This window comes from Cellulomonas sp. P24 (genome assembly GCF_024704385.1).
Taxonomy (GTDB): Bacteria; Actinomycetota; Actinomycetes; order Actinomycetales; family Cellulomonadaceae; genus JAJDFX01.
In genome coordinates this window covers 775,505-787,955 of sequence record NZ_JAJDFX010000002.1, presented here as the reverse complement: position 1 = coordinate 787,955, position 12,451 = coordinate 775,505, and the positions used below count along the sequence as shown (strand labels likewise).

Genomic DNA, 12,451 nt, shown 5'->3' with positions numbered 1-12,451 from the left:
GGCGATCGCGGGGCGGCGACGATCGACCGACCTCCGCTACCGGGTGAGGAGCCCACCACTGACCCACATGCGGATCGCGGCGACGTCCTGCGGGCCGAGCTCCATCCGGGCACCGCGGCACAGGCCGATGACGTTGTCGGCCCAGGTCTCGGCGACCTTCTTGGCGGTGGGCCTCGCCGCGAGGTCGAGGCCCGCGTACAGGACACCCGAGATCACGGTGTTCACCGAGGCGCGACCGACGGCGGCGCCGGCCGCCTGGCATGCGTCCCGGACCCGGCGCGACGTCTCGGGGCGGTCGAACGGGGTCGTGCGGACGTCGTCGGCAAGGGCGGTCAGCAGGACGCGGTAGCGCTCCGTCGGCAGGTTCGGGATGTCCGTGACCTCGACGACCTGCCGTTGCAGCGGTGGCAGGTCGACGCCGGTCGCGCTCGTGAGGTCCGCCTCGCTGAAGCGCTTGGGGTCCCACACGAAGCCGGGCGCGGGCCGTGACGCGGCACCGAGCTCGGGGACCGCGCGGGCGAGCCACGGGAAGAAGCCGCCGGCGCCGTCCCAGCCCGACGTGAGCAGCGAGGGGTCGGCCTTCTGGGCGACCTGGGCGACGACCCCGCCGGTCAGGGGCTTGTCGGCCGAGCGCACGTGCCGCAGCACCGCCTTGCGGGCGGGGCTCGCCGGCGCCTGGGCGGGCGCGGTCGCGCGGGTCGACGTCCGGGTCGCAGTCCGGCCGCGCTCGGCCCCGGTCGTCGTCGTGTCCGGGGCCACCTCACCGGTGGAGGCCGGGGCGTCTTCGAGCGCTGCATCGGGGTGCTTGACCAGGTCGGCGAGCTCGTCGGCGGTCACCACGGTGTCGGCGACCGCGCGGTACGCGCTCGCCGCGGGCCCGGCGGTGATGATCGTGACGCGGCGGTCGGCCGCGCGGCAGCGGAGGGCGAGAGGGGTGAAGTCGGCGTCGGCGGACAGGATCACGAACTCGTCGTACCGGGTCTCGGCACTGAGGGCGTCGACGGCGTCGAGCACGAGGTTGATGTCGGCGCTGCTCTTGCCCTGCTGGGTCAACGACGGGCAGTCGACGACGCTGAAGCCGGCGCGGGTGAAGTTGGGTCGGAACTGCGAGAACACCGACGGGTTCAGGTAGCAGGCCCGCACGAGGAATCGGCGGGTGAAGTCACCGTCGGCGTCGCTGCCCGTCTCGAGAGCGGTGAGCCAGTGCGCGGGAGCGCTCGCGAACGCCTCGGCGGCGCGGGGATCGAGGCGCTGCAGCCCGATGTACACGTTGTCGAAGTCCACGAAGAGTGCGCAGCGGAGGCGGCGGCCGGTCTCGGAGCTGTCGATCGTCATGGGAGCCATCCTCCTCGTCCTGCGGCCGGAGCCGTACCACCTGCGGGTTCGACGCGCAGGGATCAGCGCTCTGCCCCGGCCCGCCGCAGGTACCGGGCCGTCGCGCCCGCGGTGAGCGGTCGACTCAGGTAGTAGCCCTGCGCCTGGTCACAGCCGAGCCGGGTGACGGCATCGAGCTGGTCGCGGGTCTCGACACCCTCGACCACGGTGGTCGCTCCGATCGCCCGGGCGAGCTCGACGATGAACGCGACCATCGCGTCGCCGCCGGGCAGCCGGCGCGTGAAGGACTGGTCGATCTTGAGGATGTCCACCGGGAGGTCGCGGAGGTAGGCGAGCGAGCTGTACCCGGTCCCGAAGTCGTCGATCGCGACGCGCACCCCGAGCGTTCGCAGGGCCGCGATCTGGCGCAGGCTGTGCTCGACGTCGACCATGAGCACGCTCTCGGTGATCTCGAGCTGGAGGGCCGAGGCCGGCAGCCCGACATCGGCGATGGCCGCAGCCACCAGGTCGACGCACCCCGGCTCGACGAGCTGCTGGGCGGAGAGGTTCACCGCGACGGTCAACGGGCGCCGGGTCTCGTCGCGCCACCGCTTGACCGTGGAGCACGCCTCGCGCAGCACCTGGTCCCCGAGGGCATGGATGAGGCCGAGCTCCTCGGCCGTCGGGATGAACATGCCGGGGGATACGTCACCGTGCCCCACCCAGTGCCATCGCGCGAGGGCCTCGACGCCGACCATCGACCGCGGTCCGGGCGTGCCGCTGTCCGCGGAGGCGTCCAGGGCGAGCACCGGTTGGTAGACGACCCGGATCTCACCGTCCTCGACCGCCCGGCGCAGGGCGCCGTGGAACTCGAGCCGGTGGTCGGCGCTGCTGCGGAGCCGGGCGTCGAACACCGCGACGCGGTCCCGGCCGGCGTCCTTCGCCTGGTACACCGCGACATCGGCGTCACGCAGCAGTCCGGCGACGTCCGTGGCACCGGGAACGCAGATGGTCACCCCGACGGACATCGTCGAGATGACGCTCGTGCCGGCGACCGTCATCGGCTCACGCATGGCGGCGCAGGCGCGTTCCGCGACGGCGATCGCGTCGTCGAGGCCGGTGACCTGAGTGGTCAGGATGGCGAACTCGTCACCGCCGAGACGGGCGACGGTGTCCCCGGCCGGGACGACGACGGCGAGGCGCCGGGCGGTCTCCCGCAAGATCTCGTCGCCGGCGGCGTGGCCGAGGGAGTCGTTGATCAGCTTGAACCGGTCCACGTCGCAGAACATGAGCGCCACCGAGCCGCCGGTGCGTGCGGCGTGGCCGGTGGCGACCTCGAGCCGGTCCCCCAGGAGCACCCGGTTCGGCAACCCGGTGAGGGCGTCGTGCGTCGTCGAGAACGCGAGCGCCTGCGCGGCGTGGCGCTGGTCGGTGACGTCGATCACGACGCCGCCGACCCCGACGACCGTCGACCCGATCCGGACCGGGAAGTAGCTCGAGGTCCACACGCGGTCCCCCGAGGCGAGCTCGACGTCCTGCACCGGCTGACCGGTCTCGAGCACGCGGTGCAGGTTGAGGGCGAGCGCGGGGGTCGTCGGGGAGACGTCGAGCGCCGGGCGTCCGAGGTGCTGCGCCACGGTGAGCCCCGTCAGCTCGGCGAGCGCGCCGTTGAGCCGCCGGTACCGGAGCCCGAGATCCCAGAAGCCCAGGCCCACCGGGGTGGCGTCGGCGTACGTGTCGAGCAGGGCGAGGGCGTGGGTCCGGTCCGTCACCGCGGTGCGGTACGCCTCGGCAGCCACGTGCACGAACACTGCGATGAGCCCGAGCGAGAACGCTCGCACGAGCGCGACGGGCCCGGGCCCGTCGGCCGCGTCGAGCGGCAGCAGCAGGAGGTACGCACCGGGGACGACCACGGCCGTCAGCAGGCTGGCCCGGCGAGACAGGACCAGCGGGTACACGGCGACGACCACGAAGTACCAGAGGAGGAAGTACCCGCTGCCCTCCTGGCGCAGGGCCATCAGGACGAAGCCGAGCACGAGGACCGCCACAGCGCGGGTCGCGACGGCCCACGGTGCACGCCACCCGAGCAGGCCGGCTGTGCCGAGCGCCGTCAGGACGGCCGCGGCCGCGACGATGTCCCACGCCAAGGAGGTCGGGGCGGTGACCATGACCCCGAGACCGTGCACGGCCAGGGCCAGACAGGCCAACGGCTCGAGCGCGACGAGTCGCGGCGGGACCCCCGTCGGGGCAGAGAGGCGTGGTGCGAGCCTGGCGTCCGGTCCGACCACGTCCGTGGTCCGGGTGTCGTGCGACTCCGCAGACATGTCCTGAGGCTACCGGCAGGCTCCGCGCAGATCAGTCCGACGCACCTGACGTACCCGTGGCCGGATGCCTGCCGATGTCGACGTGCGGGCGCGACTGCCACAGCGCCCACTCCGCGCTCACGTCGCCCGCGGTGCGCAGCAGCAGCGGCAGGTGCTCCTCGACGAGGCGTTCGGTCGAGGTCTCGGCCGCGTGCACCGTGACGTTCATGGCGGCGCGGACGGTGCCCGTCCCGTCCCGCACGGGGACCGCGACGGATCTCACGCCCGGAGCGAGCTCCTCGTCGGCAAGCGCCCAGCCGCGTGCGCGGACCTCGGTGAGCTCATCGCGCAGGTGCTCGGCCGACGGTTCGGGGTGCGGCGGCAGACCGGCGCGGCTCGGGTGCGCCAGGGTCGCCGACAGCTCGGCCGGGGTCAGGGCGGCGAGCAGGACCTTGCCCTGGGAGGTCCTGACCGCCGGGAACCGGGTGCCGACCTCGACGCGCAGCGCGATGATCTTCGGCACCGCGACGCGGGCGATGTAGACGATGTCCGAGCCGTCGAGCTGTGCCATGGACGACGACTCACCGGTGCGCCTCACGAGGGCCTCGAGGTGCGGTCGGGCGATCTCCCACAGGCCGAGCGCACCGACGTAGGCCATGCCGAGGGTCAGCACCCGAGGGGTCAGCTGGAACGACCCCTCGACCGACCGGACGAAGCCGAGCTCCTGGAGGGTCAGCAGCAGGCGGCGGGCGGTGGGGCGGGCGAGGCCGGTCGCGGTCGCGACGTCGGTCAGGGTCATGGTGGGGTGATCGGCGTCGAAGCACGCGAGGACGTCGAGCCCCCGCGCCAGGGCCTCGACGAAGTCGGGACCGGTTCCCCGTCCAGCCATCGCCGCGTCCTCCTCGTGTCTCGCGATGCCTCGCGCGTGCCGGACCGGCACGTCACGGGCGAGCCTACGGCGCGGGCGCCCGGCAGCGGCGGTCTGCACGCCGGGTGCCCGCGCCGGGCGGGGGAGGGATCAGGGCACGGGATCGGCCTGCACGTCGTGGTAGGCGTCGTGCGTCGAGTCGGACTTGTAGTCCGTGTACTGGTACGGGTTGTCCAGGACCTCGTCATGCGGGAGGTCGGGGTTCATGCCGCGGGTCCACGCCTCCTCGCCCATGCTCGAGCGCAGGTGCTCGACCGTCGCGTCGATCGTGCGACGCACGGCGGGCAGGTCGACCCCGACGAGGTGGTGGGCATGCTTGACGACCCGGCCGTCGACCAGCACGGTGTGCACGTCGCCGCGCTGCGCCTGGAAGGCGACGTGCCCGTACGGGTTGAGCAGCGGGAACGAGACCGGTGACTGGTCGTTCTTGATCAGGACGACGTCGGCCTTGGCGCCGGGCTCGAGCCGGCCGAGGTCGTCTCGGCCGAGAGCACGGGCCCCACCGCGGGTGGCCCAGTCGACCACCTGCTCGGCGCGCAGGTGGACGTGGGTCACCGTCTCGCCCAGGGTGTGCGCCTCGAGGTGCTCGCGCGACCGGTCGGCGCCGAGGGTGGTGCGCATGGCGGAGAACAGGTCGCTGCTCCACCAGACGCTGGTGTCCATCGACAGCGACACCGGGATGTCGTAGCGGCGGACCTGCCAGGTCGACGGGTAGCCCTGGCCGGCGCTCTGCTCCGACTCGGTCGACACCGACACCGAGCCACCGGTCGCGGCGATCCGCTGGTAGGAGTCGGTGCTGAGGGTCGAGGCGTGGACGTACACGGTCTCCGGGGTCATGAACCCGTGCTCGTGCATGAGGCGGATGCCGTCGTCGTTCGTGGCGCCCCACACGCCGGCGTGGGTGGTCACCGGCAGGCCGAGGTCGCGAGCCGCCTCGAACGCGGCCTTCTCGGGGAACGTGGGGTCGCCGGTGACGTCGAACGCGAGCTGGAAGCCGAGCAGGTCGCCCGCTCCGCGTCGCCGCCGCTCGAGGAAGGCCCGCACGGCGGGGTCGGACGTCCACTCCCACGGGCCGGCCTGGATGTTCCCGTAGGCGAGCACGAACCGGCCGGGTACGGCCTGGAGCGCGTCGACGGCGGCCTCGGCGTGGTCGACGGTCTGCAGACCGTGGGACCAGTCGACCGTGGTCGTCACACCCGCCTCGAGGGCGTCCCACGCCGAGAGCAGGTTGCCGGCGTACACGTCCTCGGGCCGGAAGGCCTTGCCGTGCTCGAGGTAGTACCAGACGAAGTACTGCGTGAGGGTCCAGTCGGCCCCGTAGCCGCGCATCGCGGTCTGCCACATGTGGCGGTGGGTGTCGATCATCCCCGGCATCACGATGCCGCCGGTCGCATCGATCTCCTGCGTCCCCTCGGGGACCTCGAGCGCAGTGCCGACGGCCGCGATGCGGTCACCGACGACGAGCACGTCCGCGTGGGTCAGCACGGTGTGCGCGTCGTCCATCGTCAGCACCGTGCCACCGCGCAGGACGATCGGACGACCTGCGGCCGGGACCTCGTTGTCACGGTCGGACATGTTCTCCTCCAGAGGGCGTCTCGCTGCGGACTAGCGTCCGCCTGTCGGTCACCTGGTCGACGACTGCGTCGACGTGCCCACTCTGGGGTGACCCGGATCACATGTCAAGGGGAGGGGGCGAGCGCGGATTCTGAGAATTTCCTGGCTGTGGTCGCGCCTTGACAGCCCGGCTGGGCGGAAACAGACTGAGATCCAGAAGTGCGGACATCTGTCCGTATGGCGTCTAACTCAAGCGAAGGTTGCCTCTCCCTCATGGTCGACGAACAGCCAGGTCACCGCGCGGCGGGCGGCGGCGCACTCTCCGGCGTCGTCGTCGCCGACTTCTCCCGGATCCTCGCGGGGCCGTATGCGACCATGCTGCTCGCGGATCTCGGAGCGGAGGTCATCAAGGTGGAGAGCCCGGGCGGCGACGACACCCGCTCGTGGCTGCCACCGGTCCGCGACGACATCTCGACGTACTACCTGGCGATCAACCGGAACAAGCGCTCGATCGCGCTGGACCTCAAGGACCCGGACGACCGCGACGCCGCCCAGGAGCTCGCCCGCCGCGCCGACGTCGTCGTCGAGAACTTCAAGCCCGGCGGGCTGGCCCGGTTCGGCCTGGACTACGAGACCGTCGCAGCAGGTAACCCCGGCGTCGTCTACGCCTCGATCAGCGGTTTCGGCAGCGGACCGAAGGGCGCGTCGCTCCCCGGCTACGACCTGATCGTCCAAGCCGTCTCCGGCCTCATGAGCCTCACCGGGAGCCCCACGGGAGAGCCGTTCCGGGCCGGGATCTCCGTGTTCGACGTCATGGCCGGGCTGCACGCGACCATCGGGATCCTCGCCGCGCTGAGCTCCCGGCACACGACCGGTCGCGGGCAGCACGTCGAGGTCAACCTGCTCTCGTCGGCGCTGTCCGGGCTGGTCAACCAGTCGAGCGCGTACGTCGCCGGCGGTGTCGTCCCCTTCCGGATGGGCAACAGCCACCCGAGCCTGTTCCCGTACGAGCCACTGCCCTGCTCCGACGGCGACCTGATCGTCACGGCCGGCAACAACGGGCAGTTCCGCGCCCTCGTCACCGCGCTCGGCGTCCCCGAGCTCGCCGACGACCCGCGGTTCGCGCGCAACGAGGACCGCACCGCACGACGTGAGGAGCTGCGACCGCTGCTCGTCGAGCGGTTGCGCACCCGGACGACGGCGGAGTGGTTCCGCGACCTGAGTGCCGCCGGTGTCGCCTGCGGGCCGATCAACACGATCGACGGCGGGGTCGCGTTCGCCGAGGAGCTCGGGCTGGACCCCGTCGTGACGATCGGGGAGGGAGCCGACGCGGTCCCCTCGGTGCGGAACCCGATCACGTTCTCCGAGACGGCACCGGAGTACCGACGCCGGCCGCCGATGCTCGACGAGCACGGCGCGGAGATCCGCCGCTGGCTGGCCACCGCGCCGGACGGCCCGGCAGACCGACAGGACCGGACCGGGGAGCAGCCGCTGCCGGCCGCCGACAGGCAGGAGCGACGCGCATGAGCGACACCGCTGACCCCCTCGCGTTCCGCACGTCCCTCGGGGCCTCCACGCCCACCGAGATCCGGCTGCTCGGCCACGACCTCGCCGACGACCTCATGGGGAAGGTGGGCTTCGGCGAGCTCGCGTTCTGGCTCGTCGCCCGTCGTCGCCCCACCCCGTCGCAGACGCGTGTCTTCGAGGCCGTGCTCGTCGCCCTCGCCGACCACGGGTTCACCCCGACCGCGATCGCCGCCCGGCTCACGTACCTGTCGGCCCCGGACTCCCTCCAGGGGGCGCTCGCGGCCGGGCTCCTCGGCGGCGGCTCGCGGTTCCTCGGGGTGACCGAGGACTGCGGCACCTACCTCCACGACGTCCTCGCCCGCCACGAGGGCGAGCTGCCGACGGACGACGCCGGCTGGGACGTCCTCGCGCTCGACGCGGTGACCCGGACCCGAGCGGCCCGGAGGTTCGTCCCCGGGCTCGGGCACCCGGTGCACAAGGAGCGGGACCCGCGGACCGCCGCGCTGATCCGCATCGCCGACGAGGAAGGGCTCCGCGGCCCGCACCTGCGCCTCTTCGAGGCCATCGGCCGGGTGCACGAGCAGGTCCTCGGCCGACGGCTCCCGCTCAACGGTGCCGGTGTGTGCGGGGCCGCGCTGGCCGACCTCGACCTCCCGGTCGAGCTGCTGCGCGGGTTCGCCCTGCTCGCCCGGACCGCGGGGCTGCTCGGGCAGATCGCCGAGGAACGCCTCGACCCGATGGCGATGGACCTGTACCTGGCGGTCGACCGCCATGCGGTTCCCGTCGACCTGCCGGCGGACTCGCCCGTCGACGCACCTGTCGACCGACGCACCGGTGCTGACGGCTCCCCGTCGACCTGATCTTCATCCCCGCCGGACGCAAAGGAGCATCCACATGGCCACCGTCGCTGCGGTCATCGCCTCGACCCACCACCCCTTCTACTACCGCGCCAGCACGGCGACCGGTGACGATCGACCACCCTTCGCCGACGAGTGGGTCACCAAGATCGAGGCGTTCCGCGAGACGCTGACCCGGGCCGAGCCCGACGTCCTGGTGATGGTCGGGAGCGACCACTTCCACCAGCTGTGGCTCGACAACATGCCGCAGTTCCTCGTCGGGAAGGCGCCGTTCTTCGACGCGAACTTCTACAACGAGGAGCGGGAGTTCGGGCTGCCGCGGATGACCCTGCGCGGGGAGGAGGACCTCGCCGCGCACATCCTGCGCCAGGGGCTCGACGCGGACTTCGACCTGGCGTTCAGCAACGAGCTGCGGATCGACCACTCCATCACGTGCCCGATCATCACGCTGCGCCCGCAGGCCGACCTGCCGATCGTGCCGATCTACACGAACATCTTCGCCCCGCCGCTGCCGCAGCCGAAGAGGTTCGTGCAGCTCGGCCGGACGATCCGCGAGCTCGTGGAGTCCTGGCCCGAGGACAAGCGCGTGGCGATCATCGGCACCGGCCACCTGTCGCTCGAGCTCGGCGGCCCGCGCCAGTTCGGCGAGCACGGGCCCGACCCGGAGTTCGACCGCAAGGCGGTCGACTGGATCGCGAGCGGCGACATCGCGGGCTGCCTCGCCGAGGTGACGCTCGACAGCCTCCACCACCCCGGCAACGCCACCCACGGCTTCATGGACTTCATGCTCATGATGGGCGTGGCCGGCGACGGCGCGAAGGCCGACTACGTCGACTCCCTCGACCTGTTCCACACCATGGAGGCGTACTTCACCTGGTACCCGAACGGAGTCCCGGCATGAGCAAGTACCTGCTGGACAAGTTCCTCTTCACGGTCGATCGCGACCCCGCCCTCGTCGAGCGGTACCGCGAGGACCCCGTCGGCACCGTGACCTGGTGGGAGCAGGAGATGGCGGGCACGCTGCTCAACTGCACCGCCGACGAGAGGACCACGTGGTTGGCCTTCACGGCGGAGGAGCGGCGCGCCCTGAGCGAGCACGACCACGTCGCCCTGTTCGAGCTCGGCGCCCACCCGTTCCTGACGCTCACGCTGTTCATCGCGATGTTCGAGCGCGACCACGGCCCGCTCGAGTACCAACGTGCCTACGGGAGGGCGATGCAACACCTCTCGATGCCCTACCCGGACATCGCGACCTGACAGCTGCCGCCTGACAGCTGCGACCTGACCACCAGCGTTTCCGGGCCGCACCGCCGGCCCCGGGCCGCCCGTCCCGAGGAGGACCTGCGTGTTCGCTGCTGTGCTCCATGCCCATGGCGAGCCGCCGACGTACGGGCAGCACCCGGACCCGTCGACGACTCCGGGGCGCACCCTCGTGCGGGTCACCGCGGCGCCCGTCGTGCCGCTCGACCTGCTCTGCGCGTCGGGGACGTCCTACTTCGGATCGCCGACCCTGCCGTACGTCCCCGGGGTCCAGGGGGTCGGGATCGTCGAGCGCTCCGAGGTCCTGCCGACCGGGACTCGCGTCTGGTTCGCGACCAACGCCGGCATGGCGCCGGGTGACGGCAGTCTCGCCGAGCGTTGCGCCGTCCCGGACGCCGACCTGGTGCCGCTCGTGTCATCGGTCCCCGACGCGACGGTCGCCGCCCTCGGGCTCTCGGCGGTCGCCGCCTGGATGGCCCTCACCTGGCGTGCCCGACTGCAGCCGACGGAGCACGTGCTCGTGCTGGGGGCCGGAGGAGCCGTCGGTCAGGCGGCGATCGGTGCGGCGCTCGCGCTCGGGGCCGGGCGGGTCACCGCCGTGTGCCGCTCCGAGGCAGCGCAGGACCGCGCCCGACGGGCCGGGGCGCACGACGTCGTGCCGCTGCGTGCCGACGTCGACGAGCTCACGGCGCTGCTCCGGGAGGTCACCGGCGGCTCGGTGGACGTCGTCATCGACCCGGTCTTCGGGGCGGCCGCGACCGCTGCGTCCCGGATCCTGGCGCCCGGCGGTCGGCTCGTGAACATCGGTGGGGCGTCCGGGGACGAGGCGACGTTCTCCTCCGCGGTCCTGCGCGGACGTGGAGCCGAGATCCTCGGCTACACCAACAACTCCCTCACGGCGGAGCGGCGACGGGACGCGCTCGAGGCCGTCCTCATGCACGCAGCGTCGGGACGGCTCGCGGTGACGTACGAGGCCCAGCCGCTGCACTCCGTCGCCGAGGCCTGGCGACGTCAGGCGACGGGTGACGTCTCCGGTCGGCTCGTTCTCACGGTCGGGTCCTGACGAGCGGCTTCTGACGAGCGGCTCATGAGGGTCTGCTCCTGACGAGCCGCTCCTGACGCGTCGCTCCTGACGTTGGTCTCAGGGCGGGCCCCGCGATCGCTGCCATGCTCGGGACGTGGGAGCGCACCGGGTGGTCGAGCGCATCGGTCCCGGGGACCAGGTCCAGCTCGCGACCGACGTCGGTCCCGTGCCGATGAACGTCGGCGCGACCCTCAACCTGGGTGGCTCCCCGGACCCGGACACCGTCGTCGAGACGCTCTTGAGGCGGGTGCCCCGGATCCCGCGGCTGCGCCAGGTCCTGATGACACCGCCGTGGGGACTCGGGCGGCCGTACTGGCTCGAACCGGCAGGCGTCGACCTGCGCGGGCACGTCGTCCAGGTCCGTTGCCCGGCACCGGGCGACGTCGACGCGTTGCTCGCGGTCGCCGTCGAGGCGGTCACCCGGCCGCTCCCACGGTCGCGACCCCTCTGGCGGGCCGTCGTCGTCAGCGGGCTGGCGGACGGCAGCGTCGGGGTGGTCATCGTGCTGCACCACGTCCTGGCGGACGGCATCGGGGGGGCTCGGGGTGCTCGCGCGACTGGTGGACCGCGAGCGGGGTGCACCCGACGGGACGGCAGCGGCGGTGACCGGACCCGCAGCGATGGGAGCAGCGTCGAGGGGGCCAGGGGCGAGGGGGCCGGGTTCGAGGGGGCCAGGGGCGAGGGGGCCGGGTTCGAGGGGGCCGGGGTCGACGGAGAAGTCCCCGGCCCCCCCACGCCGCCGGACCTCCCGTCGCCGCGCCGCGCGTGCTCGATCTCCTCGCCGACGTCCTGCGCGAGCGGTGGCAGACGGTGCGCGGGCTACGGGGTCTCGGTGCCCGGCTGTCCCGTGCCCGTACGGAGCTCGGGCGTCGCGCGGGGCACCAGCGACCGGGCGCGCCCCGGTGCTCGCTCGACGCGCCGACCGGACCGCGTCGTGCGGTGGCGACGGTCGAGGTCGAGCTGACGCCGCTGCGTGCGGCCGCCCGGCAGCACGGTGCGACCGTGAACGACGCTCTCCTCGTCGCGACCACTGGCGCGATGACCACCGCCCTGCGCAGTCGTGGCGAGACCACGCGGGACCTCGTCGTGTCGGTGCCGGTCTCGGCTCGGGTCGAGGCCGGTGACGCGCTGGGCAACCAGGTCGGTGTCATGCCGGTCCGGGTCGAGGTCGGCGGCACCGTGACGGAGCGCCTGGTCCGGGTGGCAGAGACCACGCGCGCGCAGAAGACGCACGTCCGTGGCACGTCGGCCGCACTCGTCGGACCGGCCTTCCGCCTGCTCGCGGCCGTCGGCGCGTTCCGGTGGTTCGTCGACCGCCAGCGGCTGGTGAACACGTTCCTCACGAACCTGCCGGGACCGGTGTCCCGGCTGAGCCTCGCGGGCGCGCCGATCCTCCGGATCGCCCCGGTCACGATCACCGCAGGCAACGTCGGGGTCGCGTTCGCGGCGCTCTCGTACGCCGGGCGGCTCACCGTGACGGTCATCGTCGACCCCGACGTGGTCCCGGAGCTGGGCACGATCGCCTCGGCGCTGGCCGACGAGCTCGCGGCGATCACGGCCGCCGGTGGGGGTCGGTGAGCGCGGGTGTCGGTGGGTGGCGACCTGCGGGTGCGTGTGCCCGGCG

The 12,451-nt window shown here is 72.8% G+C and carries 10 protein-coding genes and 1 pseudogene; 7 read left to right on the top strand and 4 right to left on the bottom strand.

The window, feature by feature from the left end; translation table 11 throughout:
* Nucleotides 1–36 precede the first annotated feature (36 nt).
* The 4 genes from LJB74_RS03745 to LJB74_RS03730 all read right to left on the bottom strand — a co-directional run bounded on the left by LJB74_RS03745 (nt 37) and on the right by LJB74_RS03730 (nt 6,120).
* Nucleotides 37–1,335, bottom strand: coding sequence for an NYN domain-containing protein (locus LJB74_RS03745; protein ID WP_259307263.1), 1,299 nt, complete (start codon nt 1,333–1,335; stop codon nt 37–39).
* A 62-nt stretch (nt 1,336–1,397) separates the two neighbouring features.
* Nucleotides 1,398–3,638, bottom strand: coding sequence for a bifunctional diguanylate cyclase/phosphodiesterase (locus tag LJB74_RS03740; RefSeq protein WP_259307262.1), 2,241 nt, complete (start codon nt 3,636–3,638; stop codon nt 1,398–1,400).
* Nucleotides 3,639–3,669: 31 nt separating this feature from the next.
* On the bottom strand, nt 3,670–4,506 hold the full coding sequence (locus tag LJB74_RS03735; protein ID WP_259307261.1) for an IclR family transcriptional regulator C-terminal domain-containing protein: 837 nt from the start codon (nt 4,504–4,506) through the stop codon (nt 3,670–3,672).
* A 129-nt stretch (nt 4,507–4,635) separates the two neighbouring features.
* Nucleotides 4,636–6,120 (bottom strand): amidohydrolase family protein, encoded by a 1,485-nt coding sequence (locus LJB74_RS03730; RefSeq protein ID WP_259307260.1) that lies wholly within the window; start codon nt 6,118–6,120, stop codon nt 4,636–4,638.
* Between the two features lie 252 nt (nt 6,121–6,372).
* Here LJB74_RS03730 and LJB74_RS03725 point away from each other — a divergent pair, with 252 nt between their 5' ends.
* The 7 genes and pseudogenes from LJB74_RS03725 (at nt 6,373) to LJB74_RS03695 (ending at nt 12,405) form a co-directional block, all read left to right on the top strand.
* On the top strand, nt 6,373–7,626 hold the full coding sequence (locus LJB74_RS03725; RefSeq protein ID WP_259307259.1) for a CaiB/BaiF CoA-transferase family protein: 1,254 nt from the start codon (nt 6,373–6,375) through the stop codon (nt 7,624–7,626).
* The gene (locus tag LJB74_RS03720; protein WP_259307258.1) at nt 7,623–8,486 is read left to right on the top strand and encodes a citryl-CoA lyase; all 864 of its coding nucleotides are present in this window, start codon (nt 7,623–7,625) and stop codon (nt 8,484–8,486) included. Before LJB74_RS03725 ends, LJB74_RS03720 begins: the two co-directional genes overlap by 4 nt.
* Nucleotides 8,487–8,520: 34 nt before the next feature.
* A complete protein-coding gene (locus tag LJB74_RS03715; protein ID WP_259307257.1) occupies nt 8,521–9,384 on the top strand; it encodes a hypothetical protein in 864 nt (287 codons plus the stop codon).
* Nucleotides 9,381–9,740, top strand: coding sequence for a hypothetical protein (locus LJB74_RS03710; RefSeq protein ID WP_259307256.1), 360 nt, complete (start codon nt 9,381–9,383; stop codon nt 9,738–9,740). Before LJB74_RS03715 ends, LJB74_RS03710 begins: the two co-directional genes overlap by 4 nt.
* 88 nt (nt 9,741–9,828) lie before the next feature.
* Nucleotides 9,829–10,806, top strand: coding sequence for a zinc-binding dehydrogenase (locus tag LJB74_RS03705; protein ID WP_259307255.1), 978 nt, complete (start codon nt 9,829–9,831; stop codon nt 10,804–10,806).
* A gap of 115 nt (nt 10,807–10,921) precedes the next feature.
* Nucleotides 10,922–11,359 (top strand): annotated as a pseudogene (locus LJB74_RS03700) (wax ester/triacylglycerol synthase domain-containing protein); the annotation flags it as partial.
* A gap of 233 nt (nt 11,360–11,592) precedes the next feature.
* The gene (locus LJB74_RS03695) at nt 11,593–12,405 is read left to right on the top strand and encodes a WS/DGAT domain-containing protein (RefSeq protein ID WP_310650803.1); all 813 of its coding nucleotides are present in this window, start codon (nt 11,593–11,595) and stop codon (nt 12,403–12,405) included.
* Nucleotides 12,406–12,451: the final 46 nt, after the last annotated feature.